The sequence below is a fragment of the Rhodococcus sp. NPDC057135 genome, from assembly GCF_042670865.1.
Taxonomy (GTDB): domain Bacteria; phylum Actinomycetota; class Actinomycetes; order Mycobacteriales; family Mycobacteriaceae; genus Rhodococcus_F.
In genome coordinates, this window is sequence record NZ_JBHUUU010000004.1 from 119,467 (window position 1) to 142,217 (window position 22,751).

The following is a 22,751-nucleotide window of genomic DNA, read 5'->3' on the forward strand; positions in this document are numbered from 1 at the left end:
GGTGAGCACACCACTCAAAGTTGTCGCCGTTGTCGGCAACCTCCAGAAGCCTTCCAAGACTCGCGCACTCGTCGATCTGATCGTCGAAACCTTCAGTGACTTCGAGCAGATCGACACACAGGTCATCGAGATCGTGGATCTGATTCCCGGGCTCGCGACAGCTCTGGATCGCGATCAGGTCGACCCTGTCACCGCCGAAGCGCTGGCTGCAGTCGAGTCCGCGGATATCGTCATCGCCGCGTCACCGGTTTTCCGCGGCTCGTATACGGGACTGTTCAAGCACTTCTTCGATCTCGTCGATCAGTACGCACTCGCCAACACCCCGGTCGTACTTGCTGCGACAGGGGGCAGCGACCGCCATGCTCTCGTGTTGGATCATGCCCTGCGTCCCTTGTTTGCCTTCTTTCAAGCGCTCACCGCTCCTGTCGGGATCTATCTCAGCTCAGGTGATTTCGACGGAACCACGATCCTCAACCCTGAGGTCTTCGAGCGAATCGAGATGGCAGCAAACGATGTTCTCCCCGTAGCTCGGATGCTCGCGGAGCGGAACCGAACAGTGCTGACGTGAGCGCACACTTCCCGTACTTCCGGAGAATGGATCGCGACTGGCACTACGGCTGATCACGCACACTCAGTGATTCTTCAGCTCCATCGCAGTAGCGTCGTAAGGGCCACCTCATGTCAGGAGCCCCCATGACGACCCCGGATCAACCCACCGTCCAGCAATCCGTTCCTCAGCACCCAATTCGACCACCTGTCAATGCCGGTTGGGCAGTGGTCTCGCTGCTGTTCTTCTGGCCGCTCTCCTTCGCCGCCTTCACGCACGCCTTCAACGTGTATCCCTTGTGGGCCGACGGCGATGTCGCCGGATCGCGGTACGCGTCCGATCGAGTGAAGCGACTCGGTCAGATCTCACTGTGGATCGCGGGCGGGCTGCTACTCCTCGTCTGCATCCTGTACGCGATTGCGGCAATCGTGTGGTTCGCCAACGGCGGCCACGACTACGGCCCGCGGCGGATGCGCTGAACAATCACCCCGCGGCGGATGCGCTGAACAATCACACTGAGAAACCACACCCAAAAACCACACCACCAAAACATCACCTCATCAATCGATCGATGAACTCCATTGTCTGGTCCATCGAAGCGACCGTCGTTTGGCCGTGACTGATCCCGTTGAGCTCCTGATACTCGAATTGTGTTCCTCGCGTACGCATATCGAACAGCTGCGCCCAGGTGAGCGCGACGGGAACCGTTGTGTCCGAAAGACTCTGCACCACACGTAGCGGTCGGTCGTATCCGTCGACCGGCACCTGCATCATCTCGCGGAACAGGTCGTACATGCGCGGCGTCCATACCGACCTAGAGAACAACGAGCCCAACTGGATTCGCTCGGCTCGAATTTGTCGGCCGAGATCCCCGGCGCACAGAGATCGCGCCTTTTCCATCCACTCGATTCCCTGGGGCGAGAGAACCTCACGAATGTTCTCTTCGGGTCGTTGATCGTCGATTCCAGCCAGGACATACAGCGCGTACCCCACTAATCCAGTGATGCCGATGTCGGGAAACAGCGGTCCACCCAACGGAAACAGACCTTCCATATGTGTGGGGCCCGCAAAAACAATAGAGCCGCGGAAGTCCAATTCCGGTGCACGAGAGGTGGCCTCGTGTCCCGCGAAGTACGTCGCGTGACCACCCTCGGACAGACCTGCGACCATCCACCGCGAGCTCAGCACGTTTCCGTACAACTGGTGCGCGGCTCGCACGATGTCGACGGCATTCGCGCCGGCGGCATGCCCGTCGAGATACGCCAATACCCCGTCGGTGCCCAGACCCGAGTAGTCGGTAGCGACAACCGCATACCCCTGGTCCAACCAGCGTTCGATCGGTTCGATCTCACCCGGACCGAATCCTGTTGACGAAGGCGCACACTGATCCGCACTGCCCAGAGTTCCGTGGGCGTACGAGATCACGGGCCAGCCGCCGATCGGTGGCGCACCTTCCGGTAGAAACACCGACCCTGACGACTCTCCCCACCTGTCGGCAGTTCGCAGAGTCCGATAGACAACTCGCTCCGCTGCACCGGCACCGATCGGAAGGGCTGCGGCCGAGAGCAGTTCGTGCGATTCCAACGCACCCGCAACTTCCGGTTCGTCCGCAGTCGCCACGGCAACACCTGACACCACCACAAGACTGGACAACAGCAGGCTCGACAACACAATGCTCGCCACCACGGCCGCAACAACGCTCTTACCCGAACGCCTCACCACGCCAACCCCTCCCGACCCGTGCAGAGCATGATGTCGATATGCAGATCATCATCACCGGTCACAGCCTGCCCGGACGGGATTGTTCCGAAACCGCAACCTTCGAAGGACGGAGCAACATCCACGTCGGCGTCCAGCGCCGAGGCAAGCCACACGAAATCCTCGACCTCGTACCGGGAGACACCGAGACAGCACGGTGGGAACTGGCAGCGAACCTCAACAGAACGCCAGGTGCCTGGGACATTCTCGGACCATACATCCAGGGCCCACCGCGCGGACGCTTCATCTACCTGTCCTGGGTGACGGCATCCGAGGACCAGACGTTCGAGATGTTCCGACGCGCAAAGCTGATGCTCGATGCGATCCCCGAGCACGTCATTGACGAGGCCGACAGTTCCGGCGTGCTCCACGGATATCTCGGACTTACCGACGCCGCAGGTAAACCACTGTGCGCGGCGATCCGGCCGCCGACCATCACGTGGACATCCTCGCCTTACTGAGCATCGTTCAGTAGTGTGGTGGACGAACACTTACTCTGCGGGTGACCACGCGATCGATACGGAGTCCGAACTGATGAGCACCGAACACCTCGATGTCCTGATCGTCGGCGCCGGCTTGTCCGGCATCGGTGCTGCGTATCGACTCCAGACCGAACTGCCCGGTAAGTCGTACGCAATCCTCGAGGCCCGTGCGAACAGTGGCGGAACCTGGGACCTCTTCAGATACCCCGGTATCCGCTCGGATTCCGACATGTTCACGCTCGGCTACCCGTTTCGCCCGTGGACAGATGCCAAAGCAATTGCCGACGGTGATTCGATCCTCCGGTACGTGCGCGATACCGCTCGCGAAAACGGGATCGACAAGAATATTCGGTACAACCAGAAGGTGACGGCAGCGTCCTGGTCGTCAGCGGACTCGACGTGGACAGTCACCGTCACGACCGACGGCGAAGACGAAACACTTACCTGCAACTTCCTGTATCTCTGCAGCGGTTACTACAGTTACGACGGCGGATACACCCCCGACTTCCCCGGACGCGAATCGTTTGCCGGCGAGGTGGTGCACCCGCAGTTCTGGCCCGAAGAACTCGATTACTCCGACAAGAAGGTCGTTGTGATCGGAAGCGGCGCCACCGCAGTCACTTTGGTCCCCACGATGTCGCGGGATGCAAGCCACGTCACGATGCTTCAGCGATCACCGACATACATTCTGGCGCTGCCGTCCAGCGACAAGGTGTCGGACACCATCCGTGCGATATTGCCGAATCAACTCGCGCACAGCATCGCTCGATGGAAGAGCGTCGGAGTGAACCTCAGTTTCTACCAACTGTGCCGACGCAGTCCGGCGCGTGCAAAGAGGCTGCTGAACCTCGCGATCAGTCGTCAACTCCCGGACGAGATCCCACTCGATCCCCACTTCACGCCCGCCTACGATCCCTGGGACCAGCGCTTGTGCGTCGTACCGGACGGCGATTTGTTCAAAGCCCTCCGATCCGGCAAGGCTTCGATCGAGACCGATCACATCGACACCTTCACCGAGACCGGGATTCGACTCGCGTCAGGACGCGAACTCGAAGCCGACATCATCGTCACTGCAACAGGATTGAAGATGGAAGCGTGCGGCGGAATGTCGATCGAAGTGGACGGCGAACCCGTCGTCCTCGGTGATCGTTACGTCTACAAGGGCATGATGATCAGCGACGTGCCGAACTTCGCGATGTGCGTCGGATACACCAATGCCTCATGGACTCTGCGAGCCGATCTCACGTCGATGTACGTGTGCCGACTACTGACCGAGATGAACAAGCGCGGCTACTCCAAGTGTGTGCCGCACGCGACCGAAGACATGGACCAGCGGCCGATCCTGGACCTGGCGTCGGGGTACGTCATGCGCGCGGTTGAACAGTTCCCGAAGCAGGGATCGAAGTCACCCTGGAACATGCGTCAGAACTACATCCTCGATCGTCTTCACTCGACGTTCGGGAGCATCAACGACCACATGACGTTCTCGAAGGCGCCAGTTCGAAATTCGAACCTGGTACCGAGCAAGAGTTGATCGGCGCCCGCACGACCAGGTACAGCAGTCGGGCAAATCCACCAATCGATCCGAGAATGAAAAACACGCCCGAACCTGCGACGACGGCACAGAGCGCACCCAGGACGATGATCGTCGACGCCTCGATCATCCGACCGGCGGACTCCGATCCGAGAACGTGTATTTCATCAACTCCTTCGTCCATAAAACTATTTTCAGCCAACCGTCCAGCCGGTTTGTAGGGACTTTAGTCACAAGTCGGGTCAAAATGGACTCATAATTGCAGGTCAATCGTTCAGTTGGCGATATCTGTCGGGCGGTTCTCAGACTGTTCCGTAGTGTGCGCATCACAGAAAGCAGAACCAACACCGGGGGACACAATGAAGGTCATCGTTTTCGGGGCAACGGGGATGGTCGGCAACAGCGTCTTGCGCGAATGCCTGGACGATCCACGAATCGACACCGTCGTAACCGTCGGCCGCAATTCGTGCGGTTCAACTGCCCCGAAGATCGTCGACATCGTTCACCGCGACCTACTGGACTTCTCGGCAATCGAAGCAGATCTGATCGGCGCCGACGCCTGCTTCTTCTGCCTCGGCGTGTCCTCTGCCGGAATGAACGAAGCCGACTACACCCACATCACGCGTGACATCACGCTTGCCGCCGCCACGACGCTGTCCCGCTTGAACCCGCAGATGGTGTTCGTCTACGTGTCCGGTGAAAGCGCCGACTCCACCGAAACCAGCAAGACCATGTGGAAGCGAGTACGTGGCGCAACCGAGAATGCGTTACTCACACTCCCCCTCACGACCTACATCCTCAGGCCGGGGTTCATCCGTCCGCGCCCGGGCTCGCCGTCGAAGACGTGGTGGTACAAGCTCTTCTATCAGGTGTCCGTGCCGCTCTACCCACTCCTGCGCAAGGTGTGGCCCAGCGGCGTGACCACCAGTGAGTACATCGGCAAGGCGATGATCACCCTCGCGGCGAACACGCCGGATCTTCCCGACCGCGTCCTGCGCAGCGACAAGATCAACGAACTCGCGCAGCCCTGACAGCCTTTCCCCGAAATACGAAACCACGGGCAACGAGTTCCAAAGCCACAGCTACAGCGCAGGTTTGCGCCAACAACAGCCCTGCCAGGACAAGAATCTGTACTGCACCGGCTTGAACGGCCGACCCCGTCGCAAGCAGAACGCCGACAAAAGCGCCGGGCAAAGTCACGAGGCCGACGGTGCTGGTCTGGTCGACTCCGGGCAACAGGGCGTCGGACGCGGCGGTACGGGCGACTTCCCACCGCGCATCGCGTTGCGAGAAACCCAGGCTCAGTGCGGCTTCCACTTCCCCGAACCGATCGTCGACGGCGTCGAGTCCGCGTTTCGCTGCCATCGACGTCGCTGTCATAGCGCCGCCCAAAACAATTCCGCCGATCGGTACCAGAGCGACGCCTTCGACCGGAACCACTCCGGACAGCAGCATGAGTGGCAACACCACACCGATTCCCGATGCCAGCGCGACGGTCAGCCACCCGCCGGAAGTTCCTGCGCCGGAGCGTCGTGCAGCGGTGTACGACGCCGCAGCGAACATGCCGACGAGCACGAGGAGTGCTGACCAGATGTGAGCCAATGCCGCGGCGAGGATCAGCGAAATAGCAGCCAACTGAAGGGCGCCGCGCGCCAGCGCGCCGGGAACTATCCGAATGCTACCGAGGTGAGCGAATCGGTAGACGAGTGCGGCCACGAGCGCCATGACAATACAGAGCACAGCCAGACGGATGCCGGAGTCGGCTATCGAAAGGCTCATGGGTCACAGTGTTCCCTACGAACCGATTCGATCCGAACCCGCGAACCGCTCAGAAAACCCAACCGCGAAGTGCGACAAACCGCAGACCGCCGACAATTCCGCTCACTGCGATCACAAGGCCAGCTTGAAGAAGTCCGTCGGCGCCGGGCAACAGGAAGCCGAGCGCACTGATGGCAGCCGAGCTGGCGATCAAACCGACCAGTGCGAGCCCACCACCTTCCCACTGTGCAGTGAACCAGTTGACGCGATCCGCAGCGTGGAAGGTGAGTCGGCGATGCAGTTCGTTCGCGAGGATGGTGCTCAAGACTGCACCGACAGCGTTGGCGACCAGCGCTCCGTCACCGCGCAGCGCCAGGAAAGCGGCGAAGTACAAGATGTTGCTGGCGCCTCCGACGAGGGCAAAACGAACGAGCTGAGCAAAGGCGCCGTCGCCGGCAAGAGCGCGAAGCCTCGTTGTCGCGAAACCTGCACTCCGCGTACCCTCCATCGAGATCGGATTGCTCCCGACCCAGATGTCAGACGTGCTCATATCGGCTTCTCTCATACGGACAATCGGAACCACACGTTCCGCTTAGAAATATAGCACTAACGGAATCAATCATTCCGCTTAGTGCCGTAGACTGTGAGGATGCCGACAACCCACCCCGACGCTTCTCGTGCGGGGACCTCGGCCGACTGCTCACAGCCGCGCCTTCGGTCCGACGCCAAGGCCAACCTCGAACGGATTCTCAACTCCGCCCGCGAGGTGTTCGCGGCCCAAGGACTGAACGCCACTCTGGCCGACGTCGCGAAGCACGCGGGCGTCGGCGTCGGCACTGTCTATCGGCGGTTCGCCAGCAAGGACGAGCTGATCCAGGCCCTGTTCGACACACGATGCTCCGAGATCGAAACGATCGCGGCCACCGCTCGCGAGATGCCCGACGCCTGGGAAGGTCTTGTCTACTTTCTCGACGTGATCTCCCTGCGCATGGCGGACAACCGCGGATTCGGCGATCTCCTGATGGACGGGCGCTTCGCGTCCGACACTTTCGCTCGCGCGCGCGCCGGGATCGCTCAGCACACCGCAGCGCTGGTCAATCACGCCAAGGAACAGGGCACCCTGCGGAGTGACTTCGAAGTCAACGACATTCCGCTTCTCATGCAGGTCGTCAAGATGGCCCAGAAGTTCGGCGGCGACGAGGCCCCTCAGGCATACCGCCGCGCCCTCGGGTTCATGATCGACGGCCTTTGCGCTTCCCGCAGTGGCCATCGAGAACTCCCCGTCCCGGCGCTGTCCTCCGAACAACTCGATCACGTCCTTCATCGGTTTCAGGCATCGCCCGATAAGAACTGCTGACTCAGTTTCGGGGTCGACGCCGCAATGGCGTCGACCCCGAAATTTGCTGTCAGTGCGCGATTACCGGTTCACCTTCCGGCGAATCCGGAAGCAGTCCGCTTCGAAGAACCAGTCCGGTCAAGACCGCACCGACCGCGAATATGCCTGCGGCCCAATAGAATGTCGTGGTGTAACTCTCGACGGCAGCCTGTGCCTGCGTGAGCGGATTCATCTCGCGGCCCACCAGGTAGTTGGTGGACGCCGAAGCCGCAATCGTGCTGAGCAGTGCGGTACCGATCGAGCCGCCCACCTGCTGCATGGTGTTGACGGTGGCAGATGCGACGCCGGCATCCTCGTGATGCACGCCTGAAGTTGCTCCCTGCATCGACGGGGCGAAAATGCTGCCCATGCCGAGTCCGGTGACGACGAGCCCCGGCAGAATGTGGACTGCATAGGTGCTGTCCACGGAAATCTGGGCCAGCAGCGTCATTCCGATCGCCGCGATGACCATTCCGCTCACGATCAGCACTCGTGGACCGACGCGCGGTAGCAAAACCGCTGTCGAAAGCGTTGCCGCTGTCACGATTCCGAACACCATCGGCATGAATGCGAGACCGGTCATGATCGGGCTGTACCCGAGGATCAGCTGCATGTAGTACGTCAGGAACAGGAAGACTGCGAACATGCCTGCGCCGGAAAGGAAGATCGCCAGGTACGAGCCCGCACGAATCCGGTCGAGGACCACCCGCAACGGCAGGAGCGGATGCTCGGACTTGGTCTGCCAGTAGATGAATGCCGCCATGAATACAACGCCGGCAACGAGCCACGAGATGGTAGGAGTTGCACTCCAGCCGTCCGATTCAGCCTTCGAGAATCCGAAGACGATGCTGAACAAGCTGATCGACACCAGGATCGTTCCGGGGATGTCGAGTTTGGGTCGCGAGTCACTGGTGTGCGGAGCGAGCAACAGGACCGCTCCGACCAGGGCGATTGCCGCAAAGAAGAGGTTCACGAAGAGGCACCAGCGCCAGTCGACCCACTCGGTGAGCGCTCCGCCGAGCAACAGTCCGATAGCGCCGCCACCGCCGGCAACGGCACCGAAGATACCGAAAGCCTTTGCGCGCTCACCCGGATCCGTGAATGTCACGGACAGCAGAGACAGCGCTGCCGGAGCAAGGAGTGCACCGAAGACGCCCTGGCCCGCACGAGCGGCAACGAGCATTTCGAAGTTGACGGCTGCGCCGCCGATGGCGGAGGCGACTGCGAAGCCGATCAGGCCGACGATGAAAGTTCGCCTGCGCCCGAACAAGTCGCTCAATCGACCACCCAACAGCAGCAAGCTGCCGAACGCCAATGCGTATGCCGTGATGATCCACTGGCGGTCGGAATCACCGAACTCCAGTGAGCGCTGCGCAGCCGGCAGCGCGATGTTGACGATGGTGGCATCCAAGACCACCATCAGCTGCGCAATTCCCAGAACCGCGAGAACCAGCCACCGCTTTGCGTGGTTGTCCCCTGAAGGCGCTGAGGACTGCTCGAATTCAGTCCGTTCAGCAATGTCTGACATAGTCCCTCGCCCCACCTATGCGGAGATGGCTTCTCCGGTTAGCAAAAACGCTACACCAAAACGGAGAGGCTGTCTCCACTTGGCGGGTAGAGTGGGGACATGAGTACCGCAATGGAGCGCCCCCTTCGCGCCGATGCTGCACGTAATCGGCAGTTGATCATCGACGCCGCACGTGAATTGTTCGCCGAAGAAGGGATCGACGTCACACTCGACGACGTCGCCCGGCGCGCGGGTGTCGGCGTCGGAACGGTTTATCGGCGGTTCGCCAGCAAGGAAGAATTGATCGACGGAGTCTTCCAACAGAACTTCGCCGACATGGCGGCGGCCGCGGACGCGTCACTCGCCAATCCGGATCCGTGGGACGGCCTTGTCACCTTTGCCGAATTCGCCTGCAGCCGTATGTCGGTCAACCGCGGGCTCAAAGACGTCCTGAACGGAACCGACGAGGGATGCGAGCAAGTCGCATGCCAACGATCCATCATCGAACCGTCGGTCGAGAGGATCTTCTACCGGGCCCAGGAGGCCGGGATGCTGCGCCCCGACGCCGTACCGACGGACCTGTTCGGCCTCATCTTCATGGTGGGCGCAGTCACCGAATTTGCTCAGCCCGTCAACCCGACCGTGTGGCGTCGATACCTCTCGGTGATGCTCGACGGTCTACGCACGGAGGGCTTGCACCGTGACGCACTGCCCCTTCCTCCACTGAGTTCGGAAGAATTGCACGAGGCCAAGCAATGCCTGAAAGACCGCCGCCGTTGAGCGGTTCGGTCAGATCTGCTCACGAGGAATGAAAATCCACATCACGATGTAGATCAGAAACTGCGGGCCGGGCAGCAGGCACGAGAGCACGAACAGCAAGCGGACAGTCGACGACTTCCAACCGAAGTATCGTGCGATCCCGGCGCAGACCCCGCCGAACATCGCGCCGGAGCGAGCTCGAGTGAGTTTGCGGGTCTTCATCGGCGAAGTCATGTTTCGTGTCCCTTCAGTAGATCTCGCGGACTACCCGCGTCGGATCTCGCGGACTGTCCGCGTCGACTTCCACTATCCGCCGCCGGGTCACTCACGCGCATCAGGCCACGGACCCATCTTTTCCGGCCGCAGTACATACCCAGGTACCAGTCTGTCCCCGCGTCGGACTCAGGGTTCTCCCCCACACCTCGGCCCCACACCACAGTCACACCTCAGCGGGGAACAGTCGCCCAAGTCGTTTCGGTGCCGCAAAAGGTTGCCAGTTGTCGATGTCCTGCGCCAGACGATCGGCAACGGTCCACAACGCCGACGGGTTGTGGGTCAACCCCATGTGACTGCCCTGCACCGCAACGCTTTCCGATAGTCCGGACGTGGTTTCACAGCACGCTTGCCATGGAACGATACCGTCGTGCCTGGAGTAGACCGACGTGGCAGGAACCGAAATGGGTGGTCCCTGTTCGGATTCGATGCCGTCGACCGGAGGCAGTACGGCGTGGTTACCGGACAAACGAGCGTAGAGCGATCCGACTCTCGTCTGCTCCAAACTGGCGAGAGCGAAAGGACTTCCGAGTGTCACAACCTGTCGCACCGAATCCGGCAGGTCCCTCGCCAACTTACGAGCGTAGATACCGCCCAAGCTCCAGCCGATGACCGACACCTTCTGCTCGTATCGATCCGCCACCTGGGCCAATGCGGCGGGCAATCCGTCGACCACCATCGCTGTCGGGCCGGTGTTGACGCCCAGATTCCAGCCATGGACGCGGTATCCGAGGAAACTCAGGTACGCCCTCAAGGCAAGAGTCGACACGTCCGATGTCAGCAACCCGGGGAGAACGAGGACTGGATGCCCGTCTCCACGCGGTGATCGGAGTAACCAAGGAGCCGCGAGAAGCAGTGAAGCAATGTCGACCAGTCCGCGCGTCGGCTCGCTCAGACACATCGCCAAGGAAGGGGGGCCTGGAACGAGTGGGCCGACTTCACGAATCAGCGTCGATCGCTGCGCCCATTCGAATTCAGTTTCCGCGAAATCGATCGCAGAGACTTCCGCAACTACGGACACCTGGACTCCTGTCAGCCGGTGCCCTGATGGGGGCGGTTCCGCGGGCTGTGTGCTCAACCCGCGGAACCTTGTCCTCATCCACCACCGGTAGCGAACAGGACCCGTTCTGCCCACAGATTCGTGACCGAATACCTCTCGACCCCACAAATGCTGTGTGATCCAGAACACTAGTTTTGGATACGTTGCATCTACGTTGCGTCCATGTTTCGTCGCGCCGAAGGAGAAATAGATGTCATTCACGGACGAAGAGATCGCCTACCTGCAGTCGCAGCCACTGGCACGCGTGGCCACCATCTCACCGGACGGGCAACCCGACGTCGTGCCGTTGGCTTTCGAGTACGACGGGGTCCATTTGTGGATCGGCGGGGTCGGCGAAGCCGTCCTGAACACCAAGAAGTTCCGCAATATCGGTTCGGGGCAACTCGAAGTCGCCCTCGTCATCGACGACATGCCGTCTTTCGAGCCGTTCGTCGCGCGCGGGATCAGAATTTACGGAATCGCCGAACGGCCGATCGAGCGAGTGGGCCTGGTCGGCCCCGGAATCTATTCACGCATCACGCCGACAGTCTCGTGGAGTTGGAACTTGGCGGGAGAACCGGCAGGTGACACCTGGTACGAATCTCACAAGACTGTTCACACGCAATAGGTCAGTTCGGGCAACTCTCGGGTGGCAGGTTTTCGGCGGCCCATGTAGTCAGTTCGCTGAGAGCGGGGAGCAGCGCCTGCCCCGACGCCGTGAGTTCGTACTCCACAGCGATGGGCGGGCCGGCGTCGACGGTCCGCGTGACCAGGCCCGCACCAGCCAGTTCGGTCAATCGGTCCGAGAGCACCGAATCACTGATCCCGCCAACCGCTCGCTTGAGTTCGGAGAATCCCGCCGGTCCGTTCAGCAGCGTGGCGAGAATGACGCCGTTCCATCGTTTGCCCAGAAAGCCGAACGCACGGGCCAACGCCCCGTCACATGCGCGGGGCTCGTGCTCCGCTTCGCTCTTGCTTGCCACCCCACCATCCTAGTCATAGTGCTAACGTATCCGTAGGCACTATTTTTTTACTAGCAACTAGCTTTACCGGGCATTGTTCGGTGGAGCTATCACCGAACGGAAGCCCCCGATGTCTCTCGACGCAGCCACCCCATTCACCGACCAGCAACTCGATCAAGCCGGTCGCGAGCTCCTCTTCACCGCGGCACGCACCGCCAACTCCTTCTCGAACGAACCTGTGACCGACGACGAGCTCACCGCGATCTGGGAGCTCGCGAAGTGGGCACCCACCGCGGCCAACACCAACCCACTGCGAGTGCTGTTCGTCCGTACCGAGGAAGGCAAAGCGCGCCTCGTCGAGCACATGGCAGACGGAAACAAGGCCAAGACCGAGGCCGCTCCCGCCGTCGCCGTTCTTGCTGTTGACACCAAGTTCTACGAGCACATCCCCGCGCTGTTCCCCATCCGTCCGGAGATGAAGGACTACTTCGAGTCCGACGACGCCGCCGCCACATCGAGCAGTAGGTTCAACGCCGCACTGCAGGCCGGTTACCTCATCCTCGCGATACGGGCCCAGGGCTTGGTCGCCGGCCCGATGGCCGGGTTCGACGCCGACGCCATCGACGGCGAGTTCTTCGCGGACGGACGCTTCAAGACCATCCTGGTAGTCAACATCGGCCATCCCGGCGAGAACCCGTGGTTCGATCGTCTGCCGCGGCTCTCCAATGAGGATGCGCTCACCTGGGCCTGAGGCCAATTCGGACAAATGAAGCAATGCGGGAGAGTCCTTCGGAGCTCTCCCGTTTTGTCGTCTCCAGGACGTTTCAACGTCTCACGCAGCGGGTACATACCCGCGTCTCGCAAAATCGCACGTCCAGAACAACATCCGACACGCTGCAATCGTAATTAGTTGCAGTATCCGAGTTTTTGGACGACAGTCGAGACAAACCCCTCGGCCGACGACGGCTGCGGGGAAAGCCCTTGTGCGCCGGTCGGTGTCGAGGGAAGACGTTCTTGCGAGCAGAAGTCCGAAGAAAGTGGGTTCGGAAATATGGGCGCGCTATGGGATTTTGTCGTTGCACGACGACAACAATTGATGACCGACTCGTACCTTCATGTTTCAGCAGTTATCCAGTCCGTGATCATCGCGACGATTGCCGCCGTGATCATCGGAATTCTCGTCTACAGAAGCCCGGTCGGTTCGTCCGTGGCAACAGCTTTGGCCAGCACGATCTTGACAGTTCCCTCGTTCGCCCTTCTCGGACTGCTCATTCCGATTCTCGGTCTCGGCGTCGCCCCCACGATCACCGCATTGATCTTGTATGCCCTGCTCCCGATCATTCGGAACACGATCATCGGCCTGGACGCGGTCAATCCGGCGATCACGGACGCAGCACGCGGTGTGGGGATGAATCGCCTACACGTGCTCAGTCGAATCGAACTGCCGATTGCGTGGCCGTCGATCCTCACCGGTATGCGGGTCAGTACGCAGATGCTCATGGGCATCCTCGCCATCGCGGCGTACGCCAAGGGCCCAGGTCTGGGAAACCTGATCTTCTCCGGGCTCTCGCGGGTCGGTAGCCCCAATGCTGTTCCGCAAGCGCTGGTCGGCACTGTACTCATCGTCATTCTGGCCCTGATCCTCGACGGAATCTACGTCGTCATCGGCCGTCTCACTACTTCGAAGGGGCTGCAATGACCGAAACCATTCCGTCCGACGTATCCGCAGACCAAAAGGTATCCGGAGTCGAGATCGTTCTCGAATCCGTGACCAAGCGTTACCCCGGGCAGAAAGCTGCAGCGGTGGACAATGTTTCACTGACTGTTCCGGCCGGTGAGATCGTGGTGTTCGTCGGACCTTCGGGTTGCGGCAAGACGACGACGATGCGCATGATCAACCGTCTGATCGAACCCACCTCGGGCAAGATCACCATCGACGGCAAGGACGCGCTGTCCATCGACCCGGACAAGCTTCGCCGCGGCATCGGATACTCGATTCAGCAGGCAGGTTTGTTCCCGCACTTCACCATTGCGAAGAACGTCGCGACGGTGCCCGGCCTCATCGGTTGGGACAAGAAACGCATCGCGGCACGGACCGACGAGATGCTCGACCTCGTCGGCCTCGATCCGGACACCTATCGCGACCGGTATCCGCGCCAACTTTCGGGTGGCCAGCAACAGCGTGTAGGCGTAGCGCGAGCACTCGCTGCCGATCCCCCGGTTCTGTTGATGGACGAGCCCTTCGGCGCCGTCGACCCCATCACCCGTGGCCTGCTCCAGGACGAACTGATGCGTCTGCAGTCGGAGTTGGGTAAGACCATCGTCTTCGTCACCCACGATTTCAACGAGGCAGTCAAGCTCGGGGATCGAATTGCCGTGCTGGGCAACCAGTCCAGCATCATGCAGTACGACACCCCCGAAGCGATTCTCGCCAATCCCGCCAACGACATGGTCGCGGGTTTCGTCGGCGCCGACGCATCGCTCAAACAGTTGACATTGACCCGGGTGCGGCAGATCAAGCTCAAGCAATGCCTCACCGCGCGCGAAACAGATTCGGTCGACGATTTGAGAACCGCACTCGCAGCGCGCAAGTGGAAGTGGGCCTTGATTCTCGATCAGCGTGGGCGACCGCTTCGCTGGGTCTCACCCGGCCACCTCGCTCATGCGTCGACCCTCCGAGGTGTCGGCAACGAGATCGGTGAGGCCGTGTCCATCCAGTCCACCCTTCAGGATGCGTTGGAAGCTCTTCTCGCCGAGAGCAATGCGTCCACTGTGGTCACCGGACTGCGCGGCGAGTACGTCGGCCTCATCACGATCGATACTCTCGTCAGCCATCTCTCCGAGATGCGCGAGGAGCATGCCCACGATCACGACGAGGAGTCCGACGCCGAGAACGTCGAGGGTCGAATATGAGTGCCCCGACCGAAGACCGCGTCGCCGCTCCCGAGATGGAACCTGATGCTCCCGATCTCGGTGCCGCCGAGAATGCGGCCACCCGCCGAGCGGAACGGATGCGCCTGTACGTTCAGCCGGTCATCGTTCTGATCCTGGTTGCGGGCGTGCTGATCTGGGCGTTCACTCGCGATCTCAACGCGACACAGAAGGCCAGCATCAATCTCGACAACATCGTCACGCTGACGTGGCAACACGTGCTGATCACCGCAGCAGTGGTCATCATCGTCGTCGCTATCGCTGTTCCGCTCGGAACCTTGTTGACCAGGCCTAGATTCACCCGCTTGGCACCGTTCTTCGTCGGCATCGCCAACATCGGAGCCGCGGCGCCGGCCATCGGCCTCCTCGTGCTGTTCTATCTCGCGACCAGAACAACGGGTTTCTGGATCGGCGTATTTCCGATCGCGTTCTATTCGCTGCTTCCCGTGCTGCGCAACACGATTCTGGGCTATCAGCAGGTTGACAAGACCCTCATCGACGCCGGGCGTGGTCAGGGAATGTCTTCTCTGACCGTGCTACGTCAGCTCGAATTCCCGATGGCTGTCCCGTACATTCTTGCGGGCCTTCGCACTTCGCTCGTTCTGGCGGTCGGCACGGCGACGCTGTGCTTCCTGGTCAGTGCCGGCGGTCTGGGCATTCTGATCGACACCGGATACAAGCTCCGCGACAACGTCACGCTCGTGGTCGGTGCCGTACTGGCAGTGTCGCTGGCCCTACTGATCGACTGGCTCGGCGCGCTCGCCGAAACTTATCTCGGGCCCAAGGGATTACGATGACCAAGACTTCGATCACCAGAACGCGGGGCTGGAAACTCGCCGTTGCCACGCTCGGCCTCACACTTGTCGCTTCCTGTGGTTTGGAATCCGGTGGCGCACTGCCCCTGGCCGTCGGCCCCGGCAGCATCGAGCCCGTTCCCGAGCTCGAGGGCGTGAAGATGACCGTCGGCTCCAAGGACTTCACCGAGCAGATCGTGCTCGGATACGTCATCGAATTCGCGATGTCCGCTGCAGGCGCGGATGTTCGCGATCTCACGAACATCCAGGGCTCCAACAGCACCCGAGACGCACAGTTGAACGGGCAGATCGATCTTGCGTACGAATACACCGGAACCGGGTGGATCAACTATCTCGGAAACGAGACTCCTCTCCCGGACTCGCAGGCGCAGTTCGAGGCGGTCCGTGACGCTGATCTGGCCGCGAACGACATGGTGTGGACGGATCCGGCGCCGATGAACAATACGTATGCATTGGCGATGAGCAAGGAGACAGCCGAGAAGACCGGCGTCAAGACGGTTTCCGACTACGCGAAGTTGGTCGAGTCCGATCCCGGCGCTGCGGTGACGTGCGTCGAGACCGAGTTCAACGTCCGTCAGGACGGATATCCCGGTCTGGCAGCCAAGTACGGCTTCGATGCGTCGCGCGCCCAGCGACAGATTCTGCAGACGGGCATCATCTACCAAGCGACAGCCGACAGCGACCAGTGCAAGTTCGGTGAAGTGTTCACTACCGACGGCCGCATCATCGCTCTCGACCTGGTTCTGCTCGACGACGATCTCCAGTTCTTCCCGAAATACAATCCGGCACTGGTGATGAAGAAGGACTTCGCGGAAGCACATCCGCAGGTAGCAGAAGTCATGGCACCGATCTCGGAGCGACTGACCAACGAAGTGATGACCGAACTCAATCGCCAGGTCGACGTCGACGGCAAGGAGCCGGCAGACGTGGCTCGCGACTGGCTGGTCTCGGAAGGGTTTGTCACCGCGCAGTGATCGGCTGACCGCAAGCCGGCCGAGTATCTACCGCTTGCGTCCCACGCAGAACACCCGCCGGAACGGAAACAGCGTTCCGGCGGCTGTTGCGGGATACGCCTCACGCAGCAGATCGGAATACTGGCGCTCGAACTCCGGCGCGTCGGCTTCGCCGAGAACGTCGAGTACCGGCCGTAATCCTGTCCCCCGTACCCACCCGAGCACCGGGTCGGCACCTGCCAGCACGTGTACGTACGTTGTTTCCCAAGCGTCGACGTCGAATCCGTGTTCCTGGAGACGCTGCGCGTACGCAACCGGACTGTCGACGCCTTCCGGACCGCGTAGGACGCCGCCCAGTCGCTCACTCCACTCCGCGGACTCCGCGAGGTTCCGCATAAGCGAGTGTGACGGTGCATCGAAGTTCCCCGGCACCTGCCACGCCAACCACGACCCGGATGCCAGGGTGTCCGCCCACTGATCGATCAGCTCACGATGGCTCGGAACCCACTGCAGTGCAGCGTTACTGACAACGACGTCGTAGCCTGTGGCGTCGAACGACATGATGTCCCCCAACTCGACGGTGACGTTTCCCGGTAGGTCTGTCGGGGCCTGCGCCACCATTTCGGGCGACGAGTCGAATCCGGATACCGACGCGTCCGGCCATCTTTCCCCCAGCATCGCGGTCAGAATGCCTGATCCGCAGCCCAGGTCGGCTACGCGAGTCGGGTCTTCGGTGGCCACCCGGGACACCAGGTCGACGAACGGGCGTGACCGCTCCCCCGAATAGCGGCCGTAGACTTCGGGATTCCACGTGACAGTGCGCATGAACCCATCCTGCACCCTGTTCCTGAGATTTGCCGCCCGTCAGATCTCGCTCTTCACGTTCCTGCCATTCGAAAATCACCGACGCGGCAAGACCGCGGACAGTACGTTCGGCAACCTCGACCAGTCCGCGGTGATGTAACTTGCATGCTCACCGGCCAACAGCTCGAGTCGCTCGCTCGCCTCGGCTTCCGAGGCATGGGTTCCGTCGATCTGCGGGGCGACCTTGTGCGCGTCGGTCATGACGAGGAGGTAACCCCGTTCGTGGTACCAACTCGGATCCACAACTCCCGCGGTGTACTCGAGGGCGTCACCGTCGAAAATCACGAACCACGGACGGATCCCCGGGTCGGCGTAGCGGTCGAGACGTGGGTCTCCCGGTGATGCCCGGTGAACAGCGGGAAAGGCGGCGCCGAGTTCGACGAGCCCGGCGGAGGACAGATCTCGCAGGTGCGTCGCATACTGCCGGTCCGTCCACTCCGTATCGAGAGGGTTTCCCTCCTCGATCGTTCCCGGTATCAGCTCGAACAGAAATTTCCCGGTCATTTCGGAGGTGCTCGGCCATCCACGCTCGGTGACGGCGGCATCCGGGGTCGAGTAAGACTCACCCATCAGATCGGCCGGCGTGAAAACCGCGTCTCCGAGTGTCCCGAGAATCAGGGCGTCGAGATCCGCGGGCCCACGTCCGTACCCGGCGGTGAAACCGTCCTTGAGTTCCAACTTGATCATCACCGGCGGATGCTCGGGATTGGCTTCGTGCCACGCCCGCATATCTGCCAGACATCCGCGGAGTCCCTGATCTCGCGGGCCACTTCGCAACTCGGAGGCGTTCGACGCTCCGACGCAGTTACTCTCGCTCACCACCGGATTCATGTGCGACACACGCCAGTCCGAACCGCCGCCGTTAGTCCACAGGTCCAGCTCGAGCAACGACGCCCCGGAATCCAAAGCATCGGCGAAGTACGGAAACGTCGCCTTCTCGTAGGAATTGTGGACCCCGACGGACGTCGTCTCGGAGAACGAGCGAGCTTGGTTCTCGGTCGTCTCGGCGCCGGCAGAGGGCGCCGAGACAATCACCGCGAACGCACTCAGGCCGACTGCCAGGATTCCACGCATGTTCGACACTCTCGCAGAAAGTTCGCCGCGGCAGGACGGAATCGCCAGAGTTAACTGGACGATCGTCCTAGACCGCGTCTGCGGCGAGACTGTTGCGCAGTTCGTTCTTCTGTATCTTTCCCGTTGCGGTGACGGGTAGCCGCTCTACGAACCTGATCGAACGCACCTTCTGATACGGAGCCACCTTTGCGGCCACGTAGTCCGTCAACTCCCGTTCGAGCAATTGCGGGTCCGACGCAGACTTGGACGCAAAGTCGTGGTTCAACTGAACGAAGGCCGTCACACGCTCACCGACCATTGGCGCCTTCTCACCGACGACGGCCGCCTGCGCAACAGCAGGGTGCGAACACAGAATCTCTTCGAGCGGCTGCGGATAGACGTTGTAGCCCTTGTAGATGATCATGTCCTTCGACCGCCCCACCAGGAAAAGGTGCCCCGCTTCGTCCAGTCGCCCCATGTCGCCGGTCGCGAGCCAACCACCGCGGAACTGAACCGCAGTCAGTTCCGGCTGATTCTGGTACCCGTCGGTGATCTGCGGCCCGCGAGCCCAGACCTCACCGACCTCGCCGGGCTCGAGGATTGCCGAATTCTCGTCTCGGATCTCGAGTTCGGTGTCGAAGATCGCGACGCCGACGCTGTCCGGCGGCGTCGCGACACGACTGTTCAAAGGCGCACCGGTCAGGCCCATCGTCGCTTCGCTCAAGCCGTATCCCTCTGTGACCCAGGCGTTGCCGAAAAACGATTGCAGGCTCCGCAGCGAAGTCGTGTCGAACGGGGCTGCACCGGAATTGATCGCACGCACGGAGGACAAATCGTGCGCTCCGATCTTGCTGCTCGCCAACAACGCGTAGTACATCGCGGGCGAGCCGGTGATGTGCGTGACGCCGAGGCGCTCGATGTCTGCCAACATCCGGTCCGGATCGAAGCGCCCGGTGAAGACAACGGTCGAACCGAGCAGTGTGCTGACGTTCTGTCCGACCAAGCCCAGACCGTGAAAGAGTGGCGCCACTGCGATGTTGACGCCTTCGCCCGGGACCAGCGCATGCGGACCGCGATCCGCGGCCGACCGCATTCGAAGCCCCCCGAGTTCGTCGAGTTCGGTGAGTAGCCCGGATCGCCAGGACGCCATCTGGATCACGTTCGAAACGAGGTTACGATGTAGTACGCGAACAGCTTTGGAGCGTCCGGTCGTACCGCCGGTCAGCTGCAGATGAGCAACGAGTTCCGGATCAATGCGATACGACGCCAACGGTTGCGCTTGCAGTAAATCGTCGAATGCACGGACTCGCTCCGGCAGAGCCGTTTCAGTCGCCGGCGATGAGGGTGTCGTGGATACACACACCACTTCATCGACACATTGTGCATCCGCCTCCAGAACGATGCCGACGGATTCGGGATGCGAGATGACCACCCGCGCCTTCACATCGTCCAGCTGATCGTGGAGACCGGCGGGCGGGAGAGTCGGATTGACCGGCGCCACAGCAGCACCCGCGCACAGTGCCCCGTAGTACGCCACGACGTACCACAGGTTGTTCGGCATATGGAGCGCCACGACGTCTCCCGGTTGTACTCCCAGTGCACGCAATCCCCCGGCCGCTCGTCGTGCATGGGCGTGCAACTCGGCGAAGGTGAGTGCAAGATCGCCGTCTTGCAGCGCAATTCGGTCAGGGTAGGCGCGAGCAGCTCCTGTCAGAACTACGTCGATTCCCGCCGTCGGATAGTCGAGGCATCGAGGCATATCGGTCGGCCAGGCGAGCGTCATGAGTAGAACCTCCAGCTGTTCGGTATGGATGGAATGAATCTTCTAGTCGATCCGGCGGACCAGCGACTCTTGAACGACAGTGGCTACCAAATCTCCTCGCCTACTCCAGAAGTGCCCACTCGACAGACCCCGACCGTCACAGGACGATGGGCTGCTCTGCGAGAAGAGCATCCAGTCGTCAGCACGAAAGGGTCGATGGAACCACACAGCGTGATCGAGGGAAGTCACGATCGCCCTGGATTGACCCTTGAGCATCGAGCGATGCGGTTGGATGTCCAGTGACGCTGTCGACGCCAATGTCATGTCGGAGCCGTACGTGAGGGCACAGACGTGAAGCAACGGATTGTCAGGCAAGGCCTGAGCGGGTTTGAGCCACACCGTCTGCTCTGAAAGTCCCGGTACTGCACGGTGGTCCGATACCCGATCCTGCGGAACGAAGCGCAGGGACATCACTCGGACTGTTGTCGCGGCCTGGTACTCCTCCGGCCGTTCTTTCGCCCAGTGCTCGTACGGATCCGGAAGTTCCTCGGGTGGCGGCACTTCGGGCATCTCCAACTGCCGGTCCGCGCCACCTTCGGGCAGTTTGAAGGAGGCCGACAACGTGAATATCGGTTCGCCATCTTGTCTCGCAGTGACTCGGCGGGAGCGATACGACCGCCCGTCTCGGAGTCGTTCCACCTCGTAGACGATCGGTTTCGTGGGATCGCCCGCACTGAGGAAATAACCGTGCAGCGAGTGCGCAAGATTTTCTGCTGGAACGGTACTGCCCGCGGCGGTCAGAGCCTGAGCCGCCACCTGCCCGCCGAACGCCCTCATCGGATGCCCAGCATGGCAGTAGCCGCGAAACTCGTTGCTGCTCAGCTTCTCCAAAGTGAGTAGGCTCTCGAAGTCAGGCGAAACATGATGATCGAGTACGAAGGTCATCGCGATCGGCCTATCGGGCAGCAACAACGGGAGCGTTGGGGCGCACCAAGTTCTTGTCACGGGCAGGGTCGATGATGACGATGCCGACAACGGCCACGATGAGCGCAACCCCACCGAGGATCTGGAAGGCGGTCGCGTAGCCGTCGCCACCGTCGCCGGCCGCGTCGACGATGCGTCCCATCATGTACGGCGCGATGAAACCACCGAACGCCATGAGCGACAAGAACACCCCGAGTACCCCGGAAATTTGTTTGGGCGGGCACAATTCGCTCACACAGGCATTGAGAAGCGGCAGCACCGGAGTGCATATCGCATAGCCCAAGGACACCATGAACACAGCCATGACAGGCGTACTGACGAACGGCAGGAAGACCAACATCGTGCCGCCGATCAGCATGCCGACCGCAGGAAAGACCACCCGAGCAGCCCGCATGCTGACGCCTTTGGTGATGAGCCTGTCACTGAACCAAGTACTACTCAACATGATCGCAAGGCCGATGAGACTGGGGATGGAGAACATCGAACCGGCCTGTAGTCGCGAATAACCAAGGCCCAGTTCGAAGTACGACGGCAACCAGGTGAGGACCACAGCTGCCAGTGCATAGGCAGCGGCAATGAGCAGAACTCCGCCGATGAAGGTGCGGGTACGGAAGATGTGCAGCCAGGGCACAGCCGGCTCAGAGTCAGTCGCGGGCGACGATGCCGTTGCCGTTGCCGGATCCGAGTCTTGGCCCGAGTCGGCAACATCGGCCTTACCCGAGCCGCCACTGCGGCCGTACGGGCCTTCCTTCCACACTGCCAGCCACAGCACAGCCCACAACAGACCCGCGATCGCCAATGCGACCAGTGCAGAACGCCAGCCCCAGGTGACGGCGACGTAGGCGAGGATGGGCGCGATCGCAATCTTCGCGATCGACGCCGAGCAGGTCAGGACGGCTCCTGGTAGTCCGCGCCGCGCCGGCGCATGCCAGGAGTACGCGGCGGAGAACAGCAGGGGCGAGTTCGGCCCTTCGGCGAAGCCGAGAATCATCCGACTCACCAGCAGGGTCACGAAGCTGGCCGAGAGAATGAGGGGCAACATCGCCACGGACCACAGGACCACCAGCAGGACGAGCGCCCAGCGCAGTCCGAGCCACTTGTCGAGGGCGCCCGAGAACAAGCCACCGAGCGAGAGCATCAGAAAAAAGGCACTACCGGTCAGACCGATGTCGGAAGCGGAGAGTCCCAACTCCTTGGCCAAGGGCTGAGCGATGATGCCGAGAACTGCTTTGTCGGCAAAGTTGATGACGTACATGGCGACCAGCACGCTGGTCATCCCCCAGGCCACTGTCCTGGATTCGCCTGCTTCTCCGAACTTGGCCCGAGGCCGGTTCACCTGCTGTTCGAGTACCACTAAATCTCCTTGAACTGGTAAGGGAAGATTCGCCACGGCTT

Annotated in this window: 25 protein-coding genes; 13 read left to right on the plus strand and 12 right to left on the minus strand. The window is 61.4% G+C overall.

Going from position 1 to position 22,751, the window contains the following annotated elements:
• The first annotated feature begins 1 nt into the window (after window position 1).
• Complete coding sequence (msuE, locus tag ACFT1A_RS08670) at window positions 2–568, plus strand: FMN reductase (protein ID WP_378446628.1); 567 nt, start codon at window positions 2–4, stop codon at window positions 566–568.
• Window positions 569–693: 125 nt separating this feature from the next.
• On the plus strand, window positions 694–1,026 hold the full coding sequence (locus tag ACFT1A_RS08675; RefSeq protein ID WP_095968630.1) for a CD225/dispanin family protein: 333 nt from the start codon (window positions 694–696) through the stop codon (window positions 1,024–1,026).
• 73 nt (window positions 1,027–1,099) lie between these two features.
• Here ACFT1A_RS08675 and ACFT1A_RS08680 read toward each other — a convergent pair whose 3' ends face one another.
• Window positions 1,100–2,269: an alpha/beta hydrolase family protein gene (locus ACFT1A_RS08680; RefSeq protein ID WP_378446629.1), complete on the minus strand. Its 1,170-nt coding sequence runs from the start codon at window positions 2,267–2,269 to the stop codon at window positions 1,100–1,102.
• Window positions 2,270–2,307: 38 nt separating this feature from the next.
• Between ACFT1A_RS08680 and ACFT1A_RS08685 the strand changes: the two genes are divergently transcribed.
• The 3 genes from ACFT1A_RS08685 (at window position 2,308) to ACFT1A_RS08695 (ending at window position 5,352) form a co-directional block, all read left to right on the plus strand.
• A complete protein-coding gene (locus ACFT1A_RS08685; protein WP_378446630.1) occupies window positions 2,308–2,766 on the plus strand; it encodes a DUF5990 family protein in 459 nt (152 codons plus the stop codon).
• A 73-nt stretch (window positions 2,767–2,839) separates the two neighbouring features.
• A complete protein-coding gene (locus tag ACFT1A_RS08690; RefSeq protein ID WP_378446631.1) occupies window positions 2,840–4,321 on the plus strand; it encodes a flavin-containing monooxygenase in 1,482 nt (493 codons plus the stop codon).
• Window positions 4,322–4,680: 359 nt separating this feature from the next.
• Window positions 4,681–5,352 (plus strand): NAD(P)H-binding protein, encoded by a 672-nt coding sequence (locus tag ACFT1A_RS08695; protein WP_378446632.1) that lies wholly within the window; start codon window positions 4,681–4,683, stop codon window positions 5,350–5,352.
• Here the strand turns inward: ACFT1A_RS08695 and ACFT1A_RS08700 are convergent.
• Window positions 5,330–6,100, minus strand: a complete 771-nt coding sequence (locus tag ACFT1A_RS08700; RefSeq protein WP_378446633.1) for an ABC transporter permease — start codon at window positions 6,098–6,100, stop codon at window positions 5,330–5,332. The genes ACFT1A_RS08695 and ACFT1A_RS08700 overlap by 23 nt on opposite strands.
• 49 nt (window positions 6,101–6,149) lie before the next feature.
• On the minus strand, window positions 6,150–6,587 hold the full coding sequence (locus ACFT1A_RS08705; protein ID WP_378446961.1) for a GtrA family protein: 438 nt from the start codon (window positions 6,585–6,587) through the stop codon (window positions 6,150–6,152).
• A 141-nt stretch (window positions 6,588–6,728) separates the two neighbouring features.
• Here ACFT1A_RS08705 and ACFT1A_RS08710 point away from each other — a divergent pair, with 141 nt between their 5' ends.
• Window positions 6,729–7,436 (plus strand): TetR/AcrR family transcriptional regulator, encoded by a 708-nt coding sequence (locus ACFT1A_RS08710; RefSeq protein WP_378446634.1) that lies wholly within the window; start codon window positions 6,729–6,731, stop codon window positions 7,434–7,436.
• A 49-nt stretch (window positions 7,437–7,485) separates the two neighbouring features.
• Here the strand turns inward: ACFT1A_RS08710 and ACFT1A_RS08715 are convergent, their stop codons facing one another.
• Window positions 7,486–8,982, minus strand: a complete 1,497-nt coding sequence (locus ACFT1A_RS08715) for an MFS transporter (RefSeq protein WP_003940566.1) — start codon at window positions 8,980–8,982, stop codon at window positions 7,486–7,488.
• Window positions 8,983–9,081: 99 nt separating this feature from the next.
• Between ACFT1A_RS08715 and ACFT1A_RS08720 the strand changes: the two genes are divergently transcribed.
• Window positions 9,082–9,741 (plus strand): TetR/AcrR family transcriptional regulator, encoded by a 660-nt coding sequence (locus ACFT1A_RS08720; protein WP_019745154.1) that lies wholly within the window; start codon window positions 9,082–9,084, stop codon window positions 9,739–9,741.
• A gap of 9 nt (window positions 9,742–9,750) precedes the next feature.
• Here ACFT1A_RS08720 and ACFT1A_RS08725 read toward each other — a convergent pair whose 3' ends face one another.
• Together ACFT1A_RS08725 and ACFT1A_RS08730 are read right to left on the minus strand one after the other, a co-directional pair.
• Window positions 9,751–9,954: a PspC domain-containing protein gene (locus ACFT1A_RS08725; RefSeq protein WP_019745155.1), complete on the minus strand. Its 204-nt coding sequence runs from the start codon at window positions 9,952–9,954 to the stop codon at window positions 9,751–9,753.
• Between the two features lie 205 nt (window positions 9,955–10,159).
• Window positions 10,160–11,014, minus strand: a complete 855-nt coding sequence (locus ACFT1A_RS08730) for an esterase/lipase family protein (RefSeq protein WP_378446635.1) — start codon at window positions 11,012–11,014, stop codon at window positions 10,160–10,162.
• 229 nt (window positions 11,015–11,243) lie between these two features.
• On the opposite strand from ACFT1A_RS08730, the gene ACFT1A_RS08735 reads away from it, so the two are divergent.
• The gene (locus tag ACFT1A_RS08735) at window positions 11,244–11,660 is read left to right on the plus strand and encodes a PPOX class F420-dependent oxidoreductase (protein WP_378446636.1); all 417 of its coding nucleotides are present in this window, start codon (window positions 11,244–11,246) and stop codon (window positions 11,658–11,660) included.
• A 1-nt stretch (window position 11,661) separates the two neighbouring features.
• Here ACFT1A_RS08735 and ACFT1A_RS08740 read toward each other — a convergent pair whose 3' ends face one another.
• Window positions 11,662–12,015, minus strand: a complete 354-nt coding sequence (locus tag ACFT1A_RS08740; RefSeq protein ID WP_378446637.1) for a winged helix-turn-helix transcriptional regulator — start codon at window positions 12,013–12,015, stop codon at window positions 11,662–11,664.
• 109 nt (window positions 12,016–12,124) lie between these two features.
• Between ACFT1A_RS08740 and ACFT1A_RS08745 the strand changes: the two genes are divergently transcribed.
• The 5 genes from ACFT1A_RS08745 to ACFT1A_RS08765 all read left to right on the plus strand — a co-directional run bounded on the left by ACFT1A_RS08745 (window position 12,125) and on the right by ACFT1A_RS08765 (window position 16,714).
• Window positions 12,125–12,745: a malonic semialdehyde reductase gene (locus tag ACFT1A_RS08745; RefSeq protein ID WP_378446638.1), complete on the plus strand. Its 621-nt coding sequence runs from the start codon at window positions 12,125–12,127 to the stop codon at window positions 12,743–12,745.
• Window positions 12,746–13,045: 300 nt separating this feature from the next.
• The gene (locus ACFT1A_RS08750) at window positions 13,046–13,693 is read left to right on the plus strand and encodes an ABC transporter permease (RefSeq protein ID WP_283302663.1); all 648 of its coding nucleotides are present in this window, start codon (window positions 13,046–13,048) and stop codon (window positions 13,691–13,693) included.
• On the plus strand, window positions 13,690–14,907 hold the full coding sequence (locus ACFT1A_RS08755) for an ABC transporter ATP-binding protein (protein WP_378446639.1): 1,218 nt from the start codon (window positions 13,690–13,692) through the stop codon (window positions 14,905–14,907). Before ACFT1A_RS08750 ends, ACFT1A_RS08755 begins: the two co-directional genes overlap by 4 nt.
• A gap of 35 nt (window positions 14,908–14,942) precedes the next feature.
• Entirely contained in the window at window positions 14,943–15,722 is a 780-nt protein-coding gene (locus ACFT1A_RS08760; RefSeq protein ID WP_378446962.1) for an ABC transporter permease, read from the plus strand.
• Window positions 15,719–16,714, plus strand: a complete 996-nt coding sequence (locus tag ACFT1A_RS08765) for a glycine betaine ABC transporter substrate-binding protein (protein WP_378446640.1) — start codon at window positions 15,719–15,721, stop codon at window positions 16,712–16,714. Before ACFT1A_RS08760 ends, ACFT1A_RS08765 begins: the two co-directional genes overlap by 4 nt.
• Before the next feature lie 27 nt (window positions 16,715–16,741).
• Here the strand turns inward: ACFT1A_RS08765 and ACFT1A_RS08770 are convergent, their stop codons facing one another.
• The 5 genes from ACFT1A_RS08770 to ACFT1A_RS08790 form a co-directional block, all read right to left on the minus strand.
• Window positions 16,742–17,518 (minus strand): trans-aconitate 2-methyltransferase, encoded by a 777-nt coding sequence (locus ACFT1A_RS08770; RefSeq protein ID WP_378446641.1) that lies wholly within the window; start codon window positions 17,516–17,518, stop codon window positions 16,742–16,744.
• A 75-nt stretch (window positions 17,519–17,593) separates the two neighbouring features.
• Window positions 17,594–18,631, minus strand: a complete 1,038-nt coding sequence (locus tag ACFT1A_RS08775; RefSeq protein ID WP_378446642.1) for a phosphatidylinositol-specific phospholipase C domain-containing protein — start codon at window positions 18,629–18,631, stop codon at window positions 17,594–17,596.
• 67 nt (window positions 18,632–18,698) lie between these two features.
• Window positions 18,699–20,393, minus strand: coding sequence for a class I adenylate-forming enzyme family protein (locus ACFT1A_RS08780; protein ID WP_378446643.1), 1,695 nt, complete (start codon window positions 20,391–20,393; stop codon window positions 18,699–18,701).
• Window positions 20,394–20,435: 42 nt separating this feature from the next.
• Window positions 20,436–21,317, minus strand: a complete 882-nt coding sequence (locus ACFT1A_RS08785) for an acyl-CoA thioesterase (RefSeq protein ID WP_378446644.1) — start codon at window positions 21,315–21,317, stop codon at window positions 20,436–20,438.
• A gap of 10 nt (window positions 21,318–21,327) precedes the next feature.
• Window positions 21,328–22,710, minus strand: a complete 1,383-nt coding sequence (locus ACFT1A_RS08790; protein WP_378446645.1) for an MFS transporter — start codon at window positions 22,708–22,710, stop codon at window positions 21,328–21,330.
• Window positions 22,711–22,751 lie beyond the last annotated feature (41 nt).